Source organism: Aestuariivirga sp., from assembly GCF_047602625.1.
GTDB lineage: Bacteria > Pseudomonadota > Alphaproteobacteria > Rhizobiales > Aestuariivirgaceae > Aestuariivirga.
Genome location: NZ_JASGGV010000001.1, coordinates 805,440 through 826,227, shown reverse-complemented (window position 1 = coordinate 826,227; position 20,788 = coordinate 805,440). Strand labels below are relative to the sequence as shown.

Annotated in this window: 16 protein-coding genes; 2 read left to right on the top strand and 14 right to left on the bottom strand. The window is 59.6% G+C overall.

From position 1 onward, the window contains the following. Positions 1-100: 100 nt before the first annotated feature. On the top strand, positions 101-880 hold the full coding sequence (gene mazG, locus QM694_RS04250; RefSeq protein WP_415005769.1) for a nucleoside triphosphate pyrophosphohydrolase: 780 nt from the start codon (positions 101-103) through the stop codon (positions 878-880). A 6-nt stretch (positions 881-886) separates the two neighbouring features. Here the strand turns inward: mazG and hflX are convergent, their stop codons facing one another. The 8 genes from hflX to QM694_RS04210 all read right to left on the bottom strand — a co-directional run bounded on the left by hflX (position 887) and on the right by QM694_RS04210 (position 10,618). Continuing rightward, a complete protein-coding gene (gene hflX / locus QM694_RS04245) occupies positions 887-2,269 on the bottom strand; it encodes a GTPase HflX (protein ID WP_415005686.1) in 1,383 nt (460 codons plus the stop codon). Then, a complete protein-coding gene (hfq, locus tag QM694_RS04240; RefSeq protein WP_415005685.1) occupies positions 2,269-2,511 on the bottom strand; it encodes an RNA chaperone Hfq in 243 nt (80 codons plus the stop codon). Before hfq ends, hflX begins: the two co-directional genes overlap by 1 nt. Before the next feature lie 72 nt (positions 2,512-2,583). Continuing rightward, positions 2,584-3,972, bottom strand: a complete 1,389-nt coding sequence (locus QM694_RS04235; RefSeq protein WP_415005684.1) for a sigma-54-dependent transcriptional regulator — start codon at positions 3,970-3,972, stop codon at positions 2,584-2,586. A gap of 12 nt (positions 3,973-3,984) precedes the next feature. Continuing rightward, on the bottom strand, positions 3,985-6,201 hold the full coding sequence (locus QM694_RS04230; protein ID WP_415005683.1) for an ATP-binding protein: 2,217 nt from the start codon (positions 6,199-6,201) through the stop codon (positions 3,985-3,987). Positions 6,202-6,277: 76 nt separating this feature from the next. After that, positions 6,278-7,717 (bottom strand): nitrogen regulation protein NR(I), encoded by a 1,440-nt coding sequence (gene ntrC / locus QM694_RS04225; RefSeq protein ID WP_415005682.1) that lies wholly within the window; start codon positions 7,715-7,717, stop codon positions 6,278-6,280. Further along, the gene (locus tag QM694_RS04220) at positions 7,714-8,847 is read right to left on the bottom strand and encodes a two-component system sensor histidine kinase NtrB (protein WP_415005681.1); all 1,134 of its coding nucleotides are present in this window, start codon (positions 8,845-8,847) and stop codon (positions 7,714-7,716) included. Before QM694_RS04220 ends, ntrC begins: the two co-directional genes overlap by 4 nt. Beyond that, the gene (gene dusB / locus QM694_RS04215; protein ID WP_415005680.1) at positions 8,844-9,854 is read right to left on the bottom strand and encodes a tRNA dihydrouridine synthase DusB; all 1,011 of its coding nucleotides are present in this window, start codon (positions 9,852-9,854) and stop codon (positions 8,844-8,846) included. Before dusB ends, QM694_RS04220 begins: the two co-directional genes overlap by 4 nt. A gap of 131 nt (positions 9,855-9,985) precedes the next feature. Beyond that, positions 9,986-10,618: a TetR family transcriptional regulator gene (locus tag QM694_RS04210; RefSeq protein WP_415005679.1), complete on the bottom strand. Its 633-nt coding sequence runs from the start codon at positions 10,616-10,618 to the stop codon at positions 9,986-9,988. 163 nt (positions 10,619-10,781) lie between these two features. On the opposite strand from QM694_RS04210, the gene QM694_RS04205 reads away from it, so the two are divergent. Further along, positions 10,782-10,955 carry a hypothetical protein gene (locus QM694_RS04205; RefSeq protein ID WP_415005678.1) on the top strand — a complete coding sequence of 58 codons (174 nt, stop codon included), beginning with the start codon at positions 10,782-10,784 and terminating at the stop codon, positions 10,953-10,955. 108 nt (positions 10,956-11,063) lie between these two features. On the opposite strand, the gene parC is transcribed toward QM694_RS04205, so the two are convergent. Genes parC through nuoL form a run of 6 tightly spaced genes read right to left on the bottom strand, consistent with a single transcriptional unit; the run spans position 11,064 to position 20,785 of the window. Beyond that, entirely contained in the window at positions 11,064-13,307 is a 2,244-nt protein-coding gene (gene parC / locus QM694_RS04200; protein ID WP_415005677.1) for a DNA topoisomerase IV subunit A, read from the bottom strand. A gap of 48 nt (positions 13,308-13,355) precedes the next feature. Then, positions 13,356-15,023 (bottom strand): ribonuclease J, encoded by a 1,668-nt coding sequence (locus QM694_RS04195; protein ID WP_415005676.1) that lies wholly within the window; start codon positions 15,021-15,023, stop codon positions 13,356-13,358. Continuing rightward, positions 15,020-15,778, bottom strand: a complete 759-nt coding sequence (locus tag QM694_RS04190; protein WP_415005675.1) for a biotin--[acetyl-CoA-carboxylase] ligase — start codon at positions 15,776-15,778, stop codon at positions 15,020-15,022. The genes QM694_RS04195 and QM694_RS04190 overlap by 4 nt, the downstream gene beginning before the upstream one ends. After that, complete coding sequence (gene nuoN / locus QM694_RS04185) at positions 15,778-17,217, bottom strand: NADH-quinone oxidoreductase subunit NuoN (protein WP_415005674.1); 1,440 nt, start codon at positions 17,215-17,217, stop codon at positions 15,778-15,780. The genes QM694_RS04190 and nuoN overlap by 1 nt, the downstream gene beginning before the upstream one ends. A gap of 11 nt (positions 17,218-17,228) precedes the next feature. Continuing rightward, a complete protein-coding gene (locus QM694_RS04180) occupies positions 17,229-18,743 on the bottom strand; it encodes an NADH-quinone oxidoreductase subunit M (protein WP_415005768.1) in 1,515 nt (504 codons plus the stop codon). Beyond that, positions 18,740-20,785, bottom strand: coding sequence for an NADH-quinone oxidoreductase subunit L (gene nuoL, locus QM694_RS04175; RefSeq protein ID WP_415005673.1), 2,046 nt, complete (start codon positions 20,783-20,785; stop codon positions 18,740-18,742). Before nuoL ends, QM694_RS04180 begins: the two co-directional genes overlap by 4 nt. Positions 20,786-20,788 lie beyond the last annotated feature (3 nt).

Below are 20,788 nucleotides of genomic sequence, written 5' to 3'. Positions count from 1 at the left end.
AGACTTAGATCAAAGTGTCTGAAAAAGCTGAAGAATATCGCCGAACACACCCATCTCAAAATATTCCATAATATATATTATGCGAATGACTGACATCACATTGGCGGATCCCCGGAAGCTTGAAACCCTCCGCGCCATCATGGAGGCCCTGCGGACGCCGGTGACCGGCTGCCCTTGGGACCTTGAACAGAGTTTCGAGACGATCGCGCCCTACACCATCGAGGAAGCCTATGAGGTGGCCGATGCCATCACCAAAGGTTCGCGCGCGGAGCTGTGCGAGGAACTGGGCGACCTTCTGCTGCAGGTCGTCTACCATTCACAGTTGGCATCCGAGGAAGGCAGTTTCACGCTGGATGACGTGATCGAAGCCGTCTGCAAGAAGATGATCCGCCGCCATCCGCATGTGTTTGGCGATGAGACGGCGCGCAATGCCACGCTGGCCAAGGGCTTCTGGGAAGACAACAAGGCGAAGGAGCGTGCCGGCAAGCCTCAAGGCGGCATTCTGGCCTCCGTGCCGGTGGGCCTGCCTGCCCTGACGCGTGCCGTGAAGCTGCAAGCCAAGGCGGCGCGGGTGGGATTCGACTGGCCCTCGGTCGAAAATGTCTACGACAAGATTGCCGAGGAACTGGCGGAATTCAGAGTAGCCCCAGACGACAGGAAGCCGGAGGAATTCGGAGACCTGCTCTTCGCCTTGGCGAATGTGGCGCGGCACATGGGAATCGACCCCGAAGCTGCCGTACGTGGCACAAATGCCAAGTTCGAGCGCCGCTTCGCCCATATCGAGCAGCGGTTGGCAGAAGACGGCCGCGGCCCAAAAGACTCGAATCTCGCGGAAATGGATGGGCTGTGGAACGAGGCGAAAAGGCTGGAACCGAAGTAGGGTGCCCTACTCCGCCGCCTTTTTTCGCTCGGCCCTGAGGCGCATGGCTCTTCCGAACCGTGCCTTCGCCTGGCCGGCGACGTCCGCCGTCAGCCGCACGGCAAAGCGCATCCGGCCATCGGCGAAACTCTTGCGCTCCAGCACTTCGCCGCGCTCATGGAGCCAAGCCTGGCCCTGACCATCTTCGGGCGCCAGCGAAATGTCATAGATCTTGCCATCAGTGCCCAGGCGGTCTTCAACCAGAGCCAGCAGCCTGCCGGTCCCTTCGCCGGTGACGGCTGATATGAGCACAGTTCCATCTCGGCGCGCGGCCTGCGCCTCGCGGGCCTGCCGGGCTTCAGGTTCCAGCAGATCCAGCTTGTTCCACACCTCGATCACCTTGCTGCGGCGGACCTCATCGATACCCAGCTCATCGAGCACACGGTTGACGTCCTCAGCCTGTGCTTCCGTTTCCGCATGAGAAATATCGCGCACGTGGAGAATGACGTCGGCTTCCAGCACCTCCTCAAGCGTGGCGCGGAACGCCGCGATCAGCGACGTCGGAAGGTCGGAAATGAAGCCCACCGTATCGGACAGGATCACCTTGCGGCCATGCGGGAGGGTGATGACGCGCATGGTGGGATCGAGCGTCGCGAACAAGAGATCCTTCGCCAGCACGGCCGCGCCGCTGAGGCGATTAAAGAGTGTAGACTTTCCGGCGTTGGTATAGCCTACAAACGCCACGACCGGATAGGGCACGCGCGCCCTGCCCTTGCGGTGAAGCGCGCGAGTCTTGGCTACCGATGCGAGCTGTTTCTCAATGCGCGCAATCCGCTCCTCAATGAGTCGCCGGTCGGCTTCCAACTGGCTTTCACCTGGGCCGCCGAGAAAGCCGAAACCGCCGCGCTGCCGCTCGAGATGGGTCCATGAACGGACGAGGCGGCTTCTCTGGTACTGCAGATGCGCGAGTTCCACCTGAAGCGTACCTTCCCTCGTGGAAGCTCTCCGGCCGAAAATTTCGAGAATGAGGCCGGTGCGGTCCAGCACCTTGGCGTCCCATGCCTTCTCAAGATTACGCTGCTGGATGGGCGTGAGCGCCGCGTTGACCACAACCACCTCCGCGTCCGCGTCTTTTACGGCAGCGGCGATTTCCTCGACTTTACCGGCGCCGAGGAGTGTCGCCGGGCGCGGCTCATTCAGCGGTGCGATGATGGCGGCGGCAATATCGAGATTGATCGCCTGCGCGAGGCCCACCGCTTCGGCCAAGCGAGACTCGGCATCGCGATCCTGTGCCTTCACATCGCCACGCGTCTTCCGCTCGACATGAAGAACCAAGGCACGCGTAAAGACTGGGCCTTCGATCTGGAAATCGACGCCCCCGCCCTGCTTCGGGCGCTTGGCTGAGGACACTAGCCGTTGCTCTCTTCGTCAAACAGGCTGATGGAGCCACCCGGCATGATGGTGGAAATAGCGTGTTTGTAAACGAGCTGCGACATGCCATCCCGGCGCAGCAGCACGCAGAAATTATCGAACCAGGTGATGACGCCCTGCAGTTTCACGCCGTTCACCAAAAAAACCGTGACGGGGACTTTCTGCTTGCGCACATGATTGAGGAACGTGTCCTGCAGATTTTGCTGTTTTTCTTGGGCCATTTCGTCTTCTCTTCCGTTTTGGGGCCAGTGGAAGCATCACGATACCACAAGTGGGCGGGATGCCAAATTTTGCTACTCCGTCTCTTCGTCCCCGCGCGTTGCGAGGCCAAGGAGCTTGATCTTGCGGTGAAGCGCTGACCGCTCCATGCCGATAAATTGCGACGTGCGCGAGATATTGCCGCCAAAGCGGCCGAGTTGCGCGGTGATATAATCACGCTCGAACACTTCCCGGGCCTCGCGAAGCGGTAGCACCAGAATGTTCTCCATGCCGAAAGAGCCGGTGCCGGAGCTTGGCGCCGCTGTTTCTTGCGGAAGGTTCGCGCCAGTGATTTCGCTCGCTGGATCGCCGGATGCAAGGATCATGAAGCGCTCAACATTGTTTTTCAGTTCACGGACGTTTCCGGGCCATTCGCGTGTTTGCAGCATGGCGATCACATCTTCCGCGAAACGCCTGAGCGGCTGACCTGCCGACACGGAATAACTGCGCGCGAAATGCGAGGTGAGTTCGGGAATATCCTCCCGCCGTTCGCCCAAACCGGGCACCTGAACGGGGACCACACCCAGGCGGTGATAGAGATCTTCCCGAAAGCGCCCGGCTGAAATCAGCTGCTGCAAATCACGGCTGGTGGAGGAAACAATCCGGACATCCACCTTTACTTTTTTCGCACCGCCTACGCGCTGGAAGGTCTGATCGACGAGAACGCGCAGCACCTTCCCCTGCGTTTCGATCGGCATGTCCGCCAGCTCGTCGATATAGAGGGTGCCGCCATGGGCTTCTTCCAGAGCGCCCACCCGGCGCGCGGAGCCTGCCCCGTCTTCGACGCCAAAAAGCTCCTCCTCCATGCGTTCCGGCGCCATCGTGGCGGCGCTCAACGTGACGAATGGGCCAGCCGCACGCGCAGAGAGGGCGTGCAAAGTCCGCGCGGCCAATTCCTTGCCAGCGCCCATGGGGCCGGAAATGAGAACGCGGCTATTGGCCGGGGCGATTTTCTTGAGCAGTTGCCGAAGCTGGCGCATCGCGGAAGATGAACCCAAAAGTTCGACATCCGCCCCCGCCCTGCCCTTGAGTTCTTCGTTTTCGCGTCTCAGCCTCGATGTTTCGAGCGCGCGCCCGACGACAAGGAGCAGGCGGTCGGCCTTGAACGGCTTTTCGATATATTCATAAGCACCGCGCTTAATGGCTGATACGGCCGTTTCGATATTGCCATGGCCCGAAATAATGATCACCGGAACCTCAGGATGTTTCTCCTTGATCGCCGCCAGAAGATCGAGGCCGTCGAGGCGGGAACCCTGAAGCCAAATATCCAGAACGATCAAAGACGGGCGCCGCTGGCTGATTTCAGCCAATGCAGCATCGCTGTTGTGAGCCAGCCTCGTCTCATAGCCTTCATCCTGGAGAATTCCGGCGATCAATTCGCGGATATCGGCTTCATCATCAACGATCAGAATGTCAGCAGCCATATGTTGCATCCATCAAGCGGGAGTGGTTTCGGCGGCGGCCAGCGCATCGAACAGGAGCGTGATACGGGCTCCGGTGCCACCTGAAAAATCTGGCGGGGCATCTTCCAGAACGAGTTTTCCGCCGTGTTCTTCCATGATGCGCTTCACGATAGCAAGGCCAAGGCCAGTGCCCTTCTCGCGCGTCGTCATGTAGGGCTCGGCAAGCCGGTGGCGGTTTTCCTTGGGCAAGCCGATGCCATTGTCAGTAACGCGGATGAATGGCGCGTGCCCCTGCATTCCAGCCTCGACAAGAATATGCCCGCGAGGTTCTGGTGACTGCTGCTGGCGGCCTTCTATGGCCTCTCTCGCGTTTTTCACCAAATTGGTGACCGCTTGCGTGATCAGGCGGCGATCAAACGGGAATGTGAATTCTCCGGGCTTTACGTCGAGTTCGATATCGACATCGGAGGATGAAACGCGTTGCAGCACGGTAGCTTCGCGCACCACGTTGGCCAGTTGCTGGGGTTCTGGAAGGGCCTTCGGCATTCGCGCAAAAGAAGAGAATTCATCCACCATCCTGCCAATATCACCGACCTGCCGGATGATGGTGTCCGTGCACTGATCGAAAATCTGCCGGTCCTGAACGATCTGGCTCCCGTATTTCCGTTTGAGCCGCTCTGCAGACAACTGAATAGGCGTCAGCGGGTTTTTGATCTCATGAGCGATGCGCCTCGCAATATCGGCCCAGGCGGAGTTGCGCTGCGCCGAAACAAGATCTGTGACGTCGTCGAACGTCAGCACATGGCCGTGGCGTTCGTCATCTGCCGCTTCCGTGGTGACACGCGCGAAATAGCTTCGTGGCTGGCCTTCCTGCGCAATGTCCACTTGTGCTTCCGCAAACCGTGAGGCGCGTGAAATTGCCTGCTCGAACAGAGGGGTAAAATCCGGTAGCACATCCGTGATGGTGTGCCCGAGAAGATCATCCTCGGTTTTGTGCAGCAACTCGAGGGCAGACCGGTTAACCAGGGAAATAATCCCTGATTCATCAACGCCGATCACCCCTGCACTTACTCCGGCAAGCATTGCTTCCGTGAACCTGCGGCGCATGTCGAGTGCCTGATTGGCAGAGACAAGTTCGTCGCGCTGTTCCTTGATGTGGCCCGTCATCAGATTGAAGGTGCGGGAGAGCGTTTGAAGATCGGCCGGCCCGTCGACTACGCTCACCTTGCTGTCCAGATCGCCGTGCGAGACCCGCCTTGCGGCATCGAGCAGGCGCACAACGGGCGCCACGAGGCGGTCAGAGAACCACAGTCCCGTCCAGACAGCAGCAAGCAGGAACACAAATCCCACAACCGCATACATGAGCCCGAAAGTGAGTTGCACGCCAACGCGTTGCGACATGAGCCGGTCGTATTCTGCCTTGGCATCACGGGTTTTCGCGAGCTGATCGAGAACTGAAGGATTTATGACCCGGTAAATATAAAGATACTCACCGGGAAAATTCTGCAAACTTATCAGTGCACGGACGATATTTCCCCCAGGCCCCGGAGGCATGACCACCAACTCACCTTTGTCTGCGCGGGCCAATTCCTCCGGATCAGGCGCCAGAAATTCAACCTTGTCATTAAGCGTCACTTTTACGTCAATTCGCTTGTCCTTGGGGTCGAATATAAACAGTCCAACAAGGCCGCGAAGCGCGGCATGCCGCGCCGCGCGGCGTACGAAGGCCGAGCGGTCACTGATGAAAAGATCATGTTGTTGCGAAAGATCCGCCGCCACACCGGCAACATCCCCGCGCGTGGCTTCGGTGTGATCACGGAGATAGGCTTCCGCGACATTCACTGCCGAGTCGACGATGGCGCGCGTGCGTTCAGAAAACCATGTGTCGAGGCCTCTATTCAACGTCACCGATGCAAACACGGCCAGAACGATGGCTGGAAGAAGCGCCATGAGGCTAAACAGGAGCACCAGCCGCAGATGGAGGCCCGCTCCAGCGGTGCCCCGCGCGCGCTCGATGAACAGGAATGCCACCTGCCCCAGCACCATGAGAGCCATCACGAACAGCAGGGCGCCATTGGCAACAAGAAGGAGAATGGTAATTTCCGGGGTCGGCTTGACTGGCGTCAATCCGGTCAGAACTGTGAATGTGCCAAGGCCCGTCACAACACCCAGGATCACGAGCGAAAGCCCGGTCCAGCCTGTCAGTTTTCTGAGGCGTTGGGAAAGCCTGTTGTCAGGGCGCTCAGCCATTCGGTCCGTACAACATTATCTGTTGCACGAAATCAACACCAAATGTGGCCGATTTGCGACAGTCAGTCGGAACCGGTCACAACCCTCTGATGACCTTTATGTTCCTGTCGCGCAGCTTAACGCGCAGAGTGTTACGATTGATCCCCAAAAGGTCGGCGGCGCGAAGCTGGTTTCCTGATGTGGCTGCCAGAGCCGCACGTAAAAGCGGCGGCTCGATTTCCGCCAGGATACGATCATACAGCCCGGCAGGCGGCAATTGCATACCGAAACCGGAGAAGTAACGCGCCAGATAAGCCTCTGCAAATTCCTGCAGATTAAGATTCTCAGTGCCGTTCGCGTCACCGGGTTGAACAATAGGCGTAGATGTCAGCTCACGGTCTACGGCGTTTACCGGGATGACATCCTCCAGTTCAATGGCAACCAGCCGCCGCAGAAGATTTTCAAGCTCGCGGATGTTGCCTGGCCAGCGGTATTGTTTCAGGCGCTCAATGGCATCGCCGGTCAGTTCCTTGCGGGGCAATCCCTCCTTCACGGTGCGTCCAAGGAAGTGCCGCACCAGATCGGGGATGTCTTCCGTCCGCTCGCGCAAAGGCGGCAGGCGCAGCGGCACGACATTCAGGCGGAAGAACAGATCTTCGCGGAACTGGCCTTGTGTGATCAACTGGCGGAGATCGCGATGCGTGGCCGCGATGATGCGCACGTTGGTCTTGATGGGAGCGTTGCCCCCAACGGCGGTATATTCGCCCTGTTGCAGTACGCGCAGAAGCCGTGTCTGTGCCTCGAGAGGCATGTCGCCGATCTCGTCAAGGAACAGGCTGCCGCCTTCTGCCTGTTCGAAGCGGCCGGCGACCCGCGCCGTGGCACCCGTAAAGGCTCCCTTCTCATGGCCAAACAACTCGGACTCAATTAGCTCGCGCGGAATCGCAGCCATATTCACGGCCACGAAAGGCCCTTTGCGGCGGCGCCCGTAATCATGTAGCGCGCGCGCAACCAATTCCTTGCCGGTGCCGCTTTCGCCTACGATCATCACGGTCAAGTCCGTCTGGGTAAGCCTCGCAATGAGACGGTAGATTTCCTGCATGGCGGCGGAGCGGCCAACGATGGGCAGGTTTTCAACCGACGCATTGTTGTTGGCCGGCATCGGGCGCGCCGATTGTTCAAGGGCCCGCCCGACTGTCTGCACAAGCTGGCTGAGGTCAAATGGTTTCGGCAAATAGTCGTAGGCACCGCGCTCGGCCGCTGTGATCGCCGTCATGATGGTGTTCTTGGCGCTCATCACGATCACCGGCAGATTGGGCCTGAGCTTCTTGATGCGCGGCAGAACATCGAAGGCGTTCTCATCGGGCAGCACCACATCGGTGACGACGGCATCGCCCTGCCCTTCGCTGACCCATCTCCAGAGTGCAGTGGCCGTCGCTGTCGAGCGCACACTATAGCCGGCCCGGCTCAGCGCCTGGGTGAGCACGGTGCGCACAGCGCTGTCGTCGTCGGCAATAAGAACGGTCTTGGCGCTCATGCGGATGTATCTCCTTGAGAAGGTGCGGCTTGCGTGCGCAACATTGGCAGCAGGACGCGGAACGTCGTGCCACGGCTGCGGCCGACACATTCAACAATGCCGCCGTGATCGCGCACCAGCTTGGCGACAAGCGCCAATCCCAAACCGCGGCCGCTTGGTTTTGTCGTGACAAATGGATCGAAAATATTAGGCCGCAGTTCTTCGGGAATCCCCGGCCCAGTGTCATGTACGCAGACCTCAAGCGGCAGCGTGATTCTTTCATTGGTGCCTGGCACGGTGAGCCGGATGCCGGGCCTGAATGCGGTCGTGAACATGATCTCGCCTGCCTCACCGCCCATTTCGATGGCTTCAGCGGCGTTCTTGGCGAGATTGAGGAACACCTGCACCAATTGATCCTTGTTGCCGAACACAGGAGGCAGCGAAGGATCATAGTCCTCACGCACGGTGACACCGCCCGGAAGGCTCACAATAGTGAGCTGTTTCACTCTTTCCAGAACAGCATGGATGTTCACAGGCGCACGATCGAGCGGCCGTTCGTCTGAAAAGACTTCCATCTGATCGACAAGATCGCGAATGCGGTCTGTTTCTTCGCAGATGAGTCTGGTCAGCGTCCGGTCTTCATCATCCAGTCCGGGCTCCAGAAGTTGCGCGGCACCGCGAATCCCCGCCAGCGGATTCTTGATCTCATGCGCCAGCATGGAGGCCATGCCAGATACAGACCGCGCCGCGCCCCGAGACGTGAGTTGCCGATCGATCTTATGGGCCATGGAGCGTTCAAGCAGCATAACCAGGACGAAGCGCGAGTCATCAGCCATCAACGCAGTCTGCACATCAACAATGCGTTCGCCGCCGAAGCGTGGCGTTCCTACCCCCACTGCATATTCATTGACAACGCCGGCTGTATCGCGCGCCTGCGCCACCGCATTTATAACTGGACTGGAAAACGGCACGAGGTCACCCAGCCGCAAGCGCACGAGCATGGCGCTGCTGGCATGGAAGAAATTTTCCGCCGCACCGTTAGCAAGGCAGATGCGGTCTTCGTCGTCCACCACGACCAACGGATTGGGAAGCGAATCGATCACATTCTTGGGCAATGGCACCGTGATGCCGCTTTCGAGCGCGATATTCATGCCGCTTCCCGCCGGAACAGATTTTCATAGAGCTGCGCCAGGCCATCGGCCACACGCGTGTTGTCAGGCGTTCCGAGCAGTCCGGCGCGGGCTTGCGCCATTGCTTCATCGCTGATCAACCTGCGTTCATTCAGCCTGGTGATTACCCAGCCGATATGCTTACGCGCGATGCGATTGCCATGATGCGGGCCATGATAGGCGAGAATTGACTGGTGATGGGCCTGCACGATCACTGCTTCCGCCTGAAGCGATGGCAGTGCAATTCCACTCCCCGGATCAAGTTGGTTGGCGATAACGCCCGGCCACCACGGGCGGCCATAGGCCGCGCGGCCTATCATGATGCCATCGGCGCCCGAAGCAGTCAGCATTGCGCGCGCATCCGCAACGCTTTCGGCATCGCCATTGGCGATGAGCGGAATGGAGATCGCCTCGCGGACCCGCGCAATGGCGCTCCAATCGGCCTTGCCGGTATAAAACTGGCAGCGCGTGCGGCCGTGTACGGTGATCATCGCGACGCCGGCCGCTTCTGCACGCCGCGCCAGTTCCGGCGCATTGAGCTGATTGTGATCCCACCCCAGCCGCATCTTGAGTGTAACTGGGACGCGGGCAACGGAAACCGACGCTTCCACAAGAGATATTGCGTGATCGAGATCGCGCATCAGTGCCGAACCAGAAAGCCCGCCCGTCACCTGCCGGGCCGGGCAACCCATGTTGATATCGATAATGTCGGCGCCGAGATCCTGCGCAATGCGCGCGCCCTCGCCCATCCAGTGCGCTTCACGCCCCGCAAGCTGGATCACAAAGGGGGAAAGCTTGTCGGCACCGGTTGCCCTCCGCACCATATCCGGCCTCGATTTGGCAAGCTCTTCACCCGCCACCATTTCAGACACGACCAACCCTGCGCCGTGGGCATGGGAAACGGCGCGAAACGGCTCATCCGTGACGCCCGACATGGGAGCCAGGAAAACCCGGTTCCGGGTTTTAATTGGGCCAATCTGGATGCCCATTTATTGAGCGTTTCCTATAGATGGTTATTTCTTTGGCAAGATAGACCGATGCTGCAGTGCGTCAAGGCGAAATGTGAAACTTTTGTATGACAATTAATCAAGTGTCGCGCCATTGCGGGTGGCTATGGGGCCTAGGGTTTGAGCCCCCTCAACAGCACGTCATTGCTGAGCTGAAGGAAAATCTGGATGTCCAAGGGTTCGGCACCGAGGGGTTGGAACACTGTTTTCCAGATCGACGCCACAAGCATGGGGGCAAACAGGGTTCGCACGGTAAGCGCAGGGTCAACCTTGCGGAATTCACCGGATTGAATGCCTCTCTGCACCAACCCCTCAAGGAAATGGACCCCCTGGTTCACGACATTTTCCAAATAATAGCGGCCGATTTCGGGATGCGATCTGCTCTCGGCAATGACCAGTTTTAGTATGTCTGGCATGGGGCTCGTTTCCACGCGTCCCGCCATGAATTCCACTATGCTGGAAATGAGAGGTGAGACGGGACCGGCATGGTGTTCTGCCATTTCCCTGGCCTTGGTGAGATTAATGGTCACCGTTTCTTGCACAAGAGTCTGAAGAAGGGTCAGCTTGTCTTTGAAATATAAATAGATTGCGGCTTTGCTGATCCCTGCGCGATCGGATATGTCTTCCATTCGGGTGGCGGAAAAGCCCCGTTCTGAGAACAGTTCGAGTGCTGCGGCGAGGATTTCTCCCGGTCGCGCTTTTGGTCGGCGGTGGCGGGATGTTTTTGTTACTGAACGGTCAGTCATAGATAGCTGACTATTGGAGCATGACCTTTTAGTCAACCCGTCTTGGCAAACTCGCGAGGTGGTTGCCGCGGAAATTCAAGATCAGGATTTGATTCGCGTGCGGCCGAGATACCCAATGCAGCCAAGGCTGGATGCAAAGAACCAACCTGCTCCTGGCAAGGGCATGGCCGACAACGCCGCCGATGTTATCTGGAGCGTATCCGCACTTGCGGGGACGACCATGCAGCATGCGAAACATGCCAAAGCTACGGTTACTGCTGCAAAACGAGTCATAGAACGCTCCAGGAATTGGGCGTTTAATGTCACGTTCGACTGGAAGGTGCAGCAAGTTGTGTAAAGTTGAGTGTGCCAGAAATAAGGTAAATAGGTAAAAAGCGATCTGTTAACGACAAGCGCAACTCAATGCTCGACTATGCTGGGGACGTGCCCTGCCCGTCTTCGCCTGTCAGGCAAACTTGTTCGTCTTGGGGAAACCTTTGGGCGGCAGGCGGCCAGCCTGGGCGCGCTCGCCCATCCACTCCTTGAGATCGGTGACGGTCCATGTACGCCCCGAACTGTCGATCCATGACAGCCCCTCTTTCAGCGCAAAAGCACAGGCATCGGACAATCCGCCATCCTTGAACTTCTGCAGTCTGACGCCCTTGCCGCGCGCCATTTCGGGCAATTCGGCACGCGGAAACAGCAGCAGCTTGCGATTGTCGCCGACGGTGGCAATGGTGTTTGCAGTCTCGTCAACAGGTGCGCACACCAGCGCCTCCACGGGTGCCTTGACGTTCAGCACCTGCTTGCCCTTGCGGGTATTGGCCACACATTCATCTTCGCTGATGATGAAGCCATCGCCTTCTGTCGACGCCAGCAATCGCTTCGCGCCAGGTTGATAAACAAAGAGTGCCACTATGGTGTCAGCGGCATTGAGATCGCACATCAGGCGCACCGGTTCACCATGCCCGCGCCCTCCCGGCAGCTTGCCGCCCTCCAGCGTGAAAAACTTGCCCGATGAGGAGAACAGCATGATCTTGTCTGTCGTCTGCGCCGGGAACGCAAACTTGCCCTGGTCGCCGTCCTTGTAGGTGAGGCTTGAGGTATCCTCCATGTGGCCCTTCATGGCGCGGATCCAGCCCTTGTCGGAGCAGACGACAGTGATCGGCTCCTTCTCCATCAACTGCTCTTCGAAATCGATGTCGATATCCGGCGCTTCGGCGAAATCGGTGCGGCGGCGGCCAAGTTCGGTCTTTTTGGAGAATTTTTCTTTTACATCCTTCACTTCCGCAGCGATGCGCTGCCACTGGGCATCATCGTCGGAGAGCAGGCCTTTCAACTCCTTCTGCTCCTTGGTAAGGCTTGCATGCTCGGTACGGATTTCCATTTCCTCGAGCTTGCGGAGCGCGCGCAGCCGCATGTTGAGGATCGCTTCGGCCTGCGTGTCCGTGAGCTTGAACCGCGCCATCAAAGCGGGTTTGGGCTCATCCTCCTCGCGGATGATGCGGATCACCTCATCGAGGTTCAGATAAGCGATGAGATAGCCGGCAAGAATTTCCAGGCGGCGGCCAATTTCGGCAAGGCGGAAATTGGTGCGGCGGACCAGCACTTGCTTGCGGTGATCCAACCACTCCCGGAGGACCTCCTTGAGCGACATCACCTTCGGTACCTTGCCGCCCGACAGCACATTCATATTGAGGGGAATGCGCGCCTCAAGCTCGGTGTTCTTGAAAAGCTGCTCCATCATCAACTGCGGATCAACGGTGCGGCTGCGCGGCTCAAACACGATGCGCACGTCTTCCGCGCTTTCGTCCCTCACGTCGGCCAGCAGCGGAAGTTTCTTGGCGGTGAGAAGTTCGGCAATCTTTTCGATCAGCCGGCCTTTCTGCACCTGATAGGGAATTTCGGTGACAACGACCTGCCAGCCGCCGCGCCCCACATCCTCCTGCGCCCAGCGGGCGCGCACGCGGAAGCCGCCGCGGCCCGTCTTGTAGGCCTCAAGAATGGAGGCGCGGTCATCCACAATGATGCCGCCGGTCGGAAAATCGGGGCCCTGCACGAAAGAGACGAGCTTGTCGTCGGTCGCATTTGGCGTTTTGATAAGATGCAGCGCCGCGTCGCACAGTTCCGCAGCGTTGTGCGGCGGAATGGAGGTGGCCATGCCCACGGCAATGCCGGACGAGCCGTTCGCGAGCAGGTTCGGAAAAGCGCCCGGCAACACGACTGGCTCGGTTTCGCGGCCATCGTAATTGGGACGGAAATCGACCGTGTCCTCGTCCAGCCCGTCCAGGAGCAGGCGGGCCACTTCGGTCATGCGCGCTTCGGTGTAACGGTCGGCCGCCGCGTTGTCGCCATCGATGTTGCCAAAATTGCCTTGCCCGTCGACGAGCGGATAGCGCGAGGCAAAATCCTGCGCCAAACGCACCAGCGCATCATAAATCGCCAGATTGCCGTGGGGATGAAAACTGCCCATCACGTCGCCAACGATCTTGGCCGACTTGCGGAATCCGGTTCCGGGATCCAGCCGGAGATTGCGCATCACATGCAGAATCCGGCGATGCACCGGCTTCAAGCCATCGCGCACATCGGGCAGCGCCCGGTGCATGATGGTGGACAGCGCATAGGCGAGATAGCGCTCTTCCAGCGCATCCTTCAGTTCGATGCGCTCGGCTTCCTTCGGCGTTTCGGGGGGCTTTACAGGCTTGCTCATGATTCGCGGGCGACTATAGCCGATCAGGCCGGCAATTCGGACGATCCATTACACCCGGCTGACGGCCACTTTCACGATGGGTTTCTTGCCCCAGGCCTGATCCGCCGCGCGGCGGACGGCAGTGCGGATGGACTCGGCCACCTTGTCGTCATCCTTGCGGCGGGGCTTGGGGATCGAGGCAAAGCCCTGCTCCACGGCTTCCAGAAGCTCGTCCTCGAAGCCTTCCGGCAGGCCATCGGCGATCACCTGCGGATCATCGGCCAGTTCCATTTTGGCGTTGATCACCACGGCAACGAACACGATGCCGACGAAGGAGAGCTTGCGGCGCGCCTTTGCCGGGCCATCCTCCACCGGCACGATCAGCCGCCCGTCGACGTGCAGCCTGCCTGCAGGCGCCTCGTCTATGTTTTCTACCGGTCCGGGGCAAAGCCTTGCGATGTGGCCATCCTGCGGGATCAATGTTTCGGCGATGCCGCATTCGCGCGCGAAGATCGCCTGCTGGCGGAGATGGCGCGGTTCGCCGTGCATTGCCACAACGGCGCGTGGTCTCAGCCAGCCATATAGCTTCTTCAACTCCTCCTGACGGGGATGGCCCGAGGTGTGGACGAGTGCGTCATCGGAGGTGATGACATCGACATCGAGCTTGGCGAGATTATTGAGAATCCGGCTTACGTCTTTCTCGTTGCCCGGAATCGTCTTGGACGAGAAGATCACGAGGTCACCCGCATCCAACGAAATGTTGGGGTGCTGGTCTTCGGCGATGCGGGCTATGGCAGCGCGCGGCTCGCCCTGGCTTCCGGTGCACAGCAGCATGATCTTGTCGTTGGGGAGGTAGCCGAACTCCTCATCGTCAAGAAACTCCCCTGCATTCTTGAGATAGCCGCAGGCGCGCGCGGCTTCGATGGTGTTGCGCATGGCGCGGCCGGCGATCACCACCTCGCGGCCATTGGCGCGGGCGGCTGCGACAGCCGTTGCGATGCGCCCCACATGGGAGGCGAAGGTGGTGATGGCGACGCGCGCCTTTGCATTGCGCACAATGTCATTCAGCGTGGCTGCCACATCTGTCTCGGATGGCGAATGGCCTTCGCGAAGCACATTTGTGGAGTCACATACCAGAACGTCTACGCCCTCCTCGCCGATTTCACGCAGGCGCTTTTCATCCATGCCTTTGCCGAATCCCGGATAGGCATCGATCTTCCAGTCACCGGAATGGAGAACCGTGCCGAGCTTGGTGCGGATGCAGAGCGCCGTCGGCTCCGGTATTGAGTGGGTGACGGAAACGAATTCCACATCGAAAGGGCCAATATCCACGCGGCCACCCTGCGGCACGGTGATGACCTTCACGTCACCGTCGAGACCGGCCTCCTTCAACTTCAGATTCAACACCTGCGCGCAAAAGGGCGTGCAATAGACAGGGCATTCCAGTTGCGGCCAAAGCCATGCGACCGCGCCGAGATGATCCTCATGCGCGTGGGTGAGAACCAGGCCTGCGAGGTTCTTCCGGTTGCTGGCGATGAAGCCCACATCCGGCAGCACCACATCAATGCCCGGATCAGCGTCATCGCCAAACTTCACGCCCAGATCGACCATCAGCCATTGGCGATCATCCGCTGTGCCGACGCCATAGCAATAGCAGTTCATGCCGATCTCGCCCGTGCCGCCCAGCGGCAGGAATACAAGTTCTTCGGGACGGCTGGTTTTGCGTTTGGCGTTCATGCGCGTCTCTGTCTAAGCGCCTCGACGGCGGCAAAGCGCACGTCTCCGGCGTGGATGGTCCTGTGTGTGCCATTGGCAAGCGAAACGATCAGAGCGCCGTCGAGGGCGAGGCCGTCAAAAAGGCCTGATATCTGCTGATCACCGGAGTGAATGGTCACCGCTTCGCCCAATCCAATCGCATTCTGTTCCCAAAGCTTGCGGATGTGTCCGAAGCCTGCGCCATCGTTCCAGATCGCCAGGTGACGCGAAAAACTGGCGTCGAGGGCTTCAAAAACCTCAGGGACTGCAGCAGATGCACCCTCCGTCACCAGAGATGTGACCGGATACGGCGTGCCTTCGGGGAAATGTGCGATGTTAAGGCCGCAGCCGAGTGCCAGCACAACGGGCGCGTTTCCTGCTACTTCCGCAAGGATGCCGCAGATTTTCGCCCCATCGACCAAAACGTCATTGGGCCATTTGATTGCGGTGTGCCGGTGAGGCAAAAGTGTTGACACGGCCTCATGCACCGCCAGAGCGGCTACGAAGCTCACTTGTGCGGCAGCCTCGGGCCCTGCGGACGTCGAAAACAGGAGTGTTGCATAGAGGTTCCCCGGCTCCGATACCCAAGAGCGGCCGAGCCGCCCTCGCCCGCCCGTCTGCTCATCGGCCACAATCCACAGAGGCCCTGCCTCGCCAGCTTGGGTGAGACGCCGCGCTTCCGCATTGGTGGAATCGATCCGCTCGAAATGAAGAATGCGGTGCCCGCTGTCCAGCATCAATGGAGGGGAAACGCCTGCGCCGCCGTATCCGCAAAATCCAGCAGCGGGCTGGCGAACACCACAAACAGCAGCACGAAAGCGCCCGCCGCATAGGCTACCAGCTTCACCTCTCCATCCATGGGATCGAAGGCTTCTGCAGGCTCGTCGAAATACATGACCTTGACGATGCGCAAATAGTAGTAAGCGCCCACCACGCTGGCGATCACGCCCAGCACCGCGAGCACATAAAGCCCCGCCTGCACCGCCGCCATGAAGGCGAAATATTTGGCGAAGAATCCGGCGAGCGGTGGAATGCCGGCCAGCGAAAACATCAGCATGGACAGAACAAAGGCCAGCCCCTTGTTGGTGCGCGACAATCCCGCAAGGTCGGAAATCTGTTCTACCTGCCGCCCGTTACGCCGCATGGCGATGACGCAGGCGAAGGTGCCGAGCGTCATCAGCACATAGATGATCATATAGATGACCGTGCCGCGAACGCCCTGTTGCGTGCCGGCGGCGAGGCCCACAAGTGCGAAGCCCATGTGGCCGATCGAAGAATAGGCGAGCAGGCGCTTGATATTGCTCTGCCCGATGGCCGCGAAAGCACCCAGCACCATTGAGGCAAGAGCAATCACCACGATGATCTGCTGCCATTGATGCGTGGCAGGCCCGAAGGGCGTCATCGTCACGCGGATCATCAGCGCCATGGCGGCGAGCTTGGGAGCCGAGGCGAAGAACGCCGTTACCGGCGTGGGCGCGCCTTCATAGACATCGGGTGTCCACATGTGGAAGGGCACAGCGGAAATCTTGAAGGCGAGGCCAGCCAGCACAAACACGAGGCCAAAGATTACGCCGATCCCTGCGCCTTCCTTGGCGATCACGGCGGCAATATCGGGGAAATTCACCGAACCGGTGAAGCCATAGACCAGCGAGGAGCCATAGAGCAGCATGCCGGACGAGAGGGCGCCCAAGACGAAATATTTGAGGCCAGCCTCGGAGGAACGCGCGCTGTCGCGATTGATCGCCGCCACGACATAAAGCGCCAGCGACTGCAATTCGAGACCCATGTAAAGGGCGATCAGCGAATTGGCCGAGATCATCATCATCATGCCGGTGGAGGCGAGCAGCACCAGCACGGGATATTCAAATGCCGCCACCTTCTCGCGCTTGAGGAAATGCACCGAAAGCACCAGCGCCACGGCGGAGCCGAACAGCGTCACCACCTTCAGCACACGGGCGAAGTCATCCACCACGAAAGCCCCGTGAAACGCCGTGGCATTGCCGACGAAGAGGACCAGCACGGCGGCAAGCGCCAGCGCTAAAATCGCGCCCAGCGTGACGGTGTTTCCGGCGTCGTCCTTACGGACGGTGCCGAACAGCAGAAGCGCCATGGCGCAGAGGGCCAGCACGATTTCGGGAAGAACCGCTCCAGCTCCGGCCTGGGTGAGAAACGACATCCGTCAGACCCCTATTGCAATGCCACGGCAAGCTGGTGCGCGGCGGCAGCCGCAGCTTGCACGGGTTTGAGAAGGTTTTCGACCGCGTTCCCGAAAATGCCGAGAATGGGCGAAGGATAAAAACCGAAGAACAGCGTGAGCACCGCCAGCGGCCCGAGCGTCATCAGTTCGCGCGGCGTCATGTCGGCGATATGGGCAAGCGAGGACTTCTCGAGTTTGCCGAATATGACACGGCGATAGAGCCACAACGCATAGGCAGCCGACAGGATCACGCCCAGCGTGGCGAAGAAGGCCACCCAGGTGTTGCTCTTGAAAGTCCCAAGTAATGAGAGGAACTCACCCACGAAGCCCGACGTTCCGGGAAGGCCGACATTCGCCATGGTGAACAGCATGAACACAGTGGCGTAAAGCGGCATGCGGTTCACCAGTCCGCCATAGGCGGCGATTTCGCGCGTGTGCATGCGGTCATAGATGACGCCGACGCACAGGAACAATGCGCCCGAGACAAGCCCGTGGCTGATCATCTGGAACATCGCGCCATCGACCGATTGCCGCGTCATGGCGAAGATGCCCATGGTGACGAAACCCATATGCGCCACGGAGGAATAGGCAATGAGCTTCTTCATATCCTCCTGCATCAGCGCCACAAGCGATGTGTAGACGATGGCGACGACCGAGAGCGTGTAAACGAGCGGCTGGAAATAGACGCTGGCGTCCGGGAACATGGGCAGCGAGAAACGCAGGAAACCATAGCCGCCCATCTTGAGGAGGATGGCCGCCAGGATCACCGAGCCAGCGGTTGGCGCTTCGACGTGTGCATCAGGAAGCCAGGTGTGGACCGGCCACATCGGCATCTTCACCGCGAACGAGGCGAAGAAGGCGAGCCACAGCCACGTCTGCATTTCAGCCGGGAAGCCGGGATGCCGCGTCAGCAGCGCCGCGATGTCAGTCGTGCCGGCATGCCAATACATGGCGATGATGGCCAGCAGCATCAGCACCGAGCCGAGCAGCGTATAGAGGAAGAACTTGAAGGACGCGTAGACGCGGCGCGGGCCGCCCCAGATGCCGATGATCAGGAACATCGGAATGAGGCCCGCCTCGAAGAAGAGATAGAACAGCACCAGATCAAGCGCGCAGAAGACGCCGATCATCAGCGTTTCCAGCACGAGGAAGGCGATCATGTATTCCCGCACGCGCGTCTTCACGTGCCAGCTGGCGAGAATGCAGATGGGCATGAGGAATGTGGTGAGGATCACGAAGGGCATGGAAATGCCGTCCACGCCCATGCGGTAGGTCGCGGCGTCACCCAGCCATTTGTGGGTTTCCACGAACTGGAACCCCTGCGCCGTGGGATCGAATTCGATCCAGATCAGCAGAGAAACGAAGAAGGTGATGATCGTCGTCCACAGCGCGCCATAGCGGATGTTGCGGAGCGCGGTTTCATCTTCCCCCCGCTGCACCAGCAGGAAGAGCACGCCCACCAGCGGCAGGAAGGTTACCAGCGAGAGGATAGGCCAGCCCATCAGTGTCCGCCCTTGAAGAGAAACCATGAAATCAGCACCGCCACGCCGATCAGCATGGCGAAGGCGTAATGGTAGACATATCCCGTCTGCAGCCGCACCACGCCGCGCGTGACGTCAACCACGCGGGCGGTGACGCCATCGGGGCCGAGGCCATCGATCACCATGCCGTCGCCCTTCTTCCAGAAGAAACGGCCAAGCCACATGGCGGGGCGCACGAAGATCAGATTGTAAAGCTCGTCGAAGTACCACTTGTTGAGCAGGAACTTGTAGAGCGGCTCGTTTTGCGCCGCGAGTTTCGCCGGAAGCGCCGTGTCACGGATATAGAACAGGACGGCCAGCAGGAAGCCCAGCACCATCACCACGAAAGGCGACCATTTCACCCATAGCGGCACGGCGCCTTCCTTTTCCATTTCCTCCATGACCGGGCCGTTGGCGACAGCGCCATGCCAGAATTCGTGGGCGCGCTCGCCGATGAACCAGTCCTTGAAGACGAAGCCGGCACAAATGGCGCCCAGCGCCAGGATGAACAGAGGCACCAGCATGATCGGCGGGCTTTCATGCACATGGTCCATGGTTTCCTTGTCCGCATGTTTTACGCCGGTGAAGGTCATGAAGGCGAGCCGCCATGAATAGAAGGAGGTGCAGAAAGCCGCGATGACGAGCAGCACAAAGGCAAAGCCTGACCCGCCCACGAAAGCGGATTCGATGATCGCGTCCTTGGAATAATAGCCCGCCGTGAAGGGAAAGCCCGTGAGCGCCAGATTGCCGATCACCATCATGATGAAGGTGATGCGGATGTAGGGCGCGAGGCCGCCCATCTTGCGCATGTCCTGCTCGCCAGACATGGCGTGGATGACAGAGCCGGAGCCTAAGAACAGCAGCGCCTTGAAGAAGGCGTGGGTGAAGAGGTGGAACACGCCCGCCCCATAAGCACCCATGCCCAGCGCCACGAACATGTAGCCAAGCTGGGAACAGGTCGAATAGGCGATGACGCGCTTGATGTCGTTCTGTACGAGGCCGACCGTTGCCGCGAAGAAGGCCGTGATGGCGCCGATCACCACCACCACATCCTTGGCGTAAGGGGCGAGTTCAAACAGTGGCGAAAGCCTTGCCACCATGAAGACGCCTGCCGTCACCATGGTCGCGGCGTGAATCAGTGCTGAGACGGGGGTTGGGCCTTCCATGGCGTCCGGCAACCATGTGTGGAGCAGAAACTGGGCGGACTTGCCCATCGCCCCCATGAACAGCAGCAGGCACAAAACGGTGAGCGTATCGGGCTGCCAGCTCAGGAAATGCATGGTCTTGCCGACGGCCCCCGGCGCGGCGCTGAAGATCGTGTCGAAGTCTACCGACCCGAACACGAGGAAGCAGCCGAAAATGCCAAGCGAAAAGCCGAAATCGCCGACACGGTTGACGACGAAAGCCTTGATGGCGGCGGCGCAGGCAGAAGGCCGCTCATACCAGAAGCCGATGAGCAGATAGGATGCGAGGCCGACGCCCTCCCAGCCGAAGAACATCTGGACGAGATTATCCGCCGTTACCAGCGTGAGCATGGCGAAGGTGAAGAGCGACAGATAGGCGAAGAAGCGCGGCTGGTGCGGATCGTGGCTCATGTAGCCGATGGAATAGACATGCACCAGAGCCGAGACCGTGTTCACCACCACCAGCATCACGGCGGTGAGCGCATCGAAGCGGATCGTCCACGGCGCCTGCAGCGTGCCCGAGGTGATCCATGCGAAGACCGGGGCATGTACCGTCTCCTGCCCCGGCAGGCGCAGTACATCGATGAACAGCACCCAGCTCAATATCGCGGCGAGGACCAGCAGCGCGGTCGTGAGATACATAGGCCACATGGGGCCATCGTAATGACCGCCATGGCCATGTCCGTGGTCATCATGGCTAGTATGAGCTGCATGGGCGTCGGCTGGTGCGTGATGATCGCCATAGACATCGGCATCGCTGCCCATGTTCCTGAACAGGCTGGTGCCAAAGAGCCCGGCGATCAAAGCGCCGAGCAGCGGCAGGAAGACGATGGCGTACAGCATTCC

Bases quoted from the DNA above. Each gene is read 5' to 3' on its own strand.
- hfq (WP_415005685.1), bottom strand. From the start codon at position 2,511: ATGGCCCAAGAAAAACAGCAAAATCTGCAGGACACGTTCCTCAATCAT.
- QM694_RS04235 (WP_415005684.1), bottom strand. From the start codon at position 3,972: ATGGCTGCTGACATTCTGATCGTTGATGATGAAGCCGATATCCGCGAA.
- QM694_RS04230 (WP_415005683.1), bottom strand. From the start codon at position 6,201: ATGGCTGAGCGCCCTGACAACAGGCTTTCCCAACGCCTCAGAAAACTG.
- ntrC (WP_415005682.1), bottom strand. From the start codon at position 7,717: ATGAGCGCCAAGACCGTTCTTATTGCCGACGACGACAGCGCTGTGCGC.
- QM694_RS04220 (WP_415005681.1), bottom strand. From the start codon at position 8,847: ATGAATATCGCGCTCGAAAGCGGCATCACGGTGCCATTGCCCAAGAAT.
- dusB (WP_415005680.1), bottom strand. From the start codon at position 9,854: ATGGGCATCCAGATTGGCCCAATTAAAACCCGGAACCGGGTTTTCCTG.
- QM694_RS04210 (WP_415005679.1), bottom strand. From the start codon at position 10,618: ATGACTGACCGTTCAGTAACAAAAACATCCCGCCACCGCCGACCAAAA.
- QM694_RS04205 (WP_415005678.1), top strand. From the start codon at position 10,782: ATGGCCGACAACGCCGCCGATGTTATCTGGAGCGTATCCGCACTTGCG.
- parC (WP_415005677.1), bottom strand. From the start codon at position 13,307: ATGAGCAAGCCTGTAAAGCCCCCCGAAACGCCGAAGGAAGCCGAGCGC.
- QM694_RS04195 (WP_415005676.1), bottom strand. From the start codon at position 15,023: ATGAACGCCAAACGCAAAACCAGCCGTCCCGAAGAACTTGTATTCCTG.
- QM694_RS04190 (WP_415005675.1), bottom strand. From the start codon at position 15,778: ATGCTGGACAGCGGGCACCGCATTCTTCATTTCGAGCGGATCGATTCC.
- nuoN (WP_415005674.1), bottom strand. From the start codon at position 17,217: ATGTCGTTTCTCACCCAGGCCGGAGCTGGAGCGGTTCTTCCCGAAATC.
- nuoL (WP_415005673.1), bottom strand. From the start codon at position 20,785: ATGCTGTACGCCATCGTCTTCCTGCCGCTGCTCGGCGCTTTGATCGCC.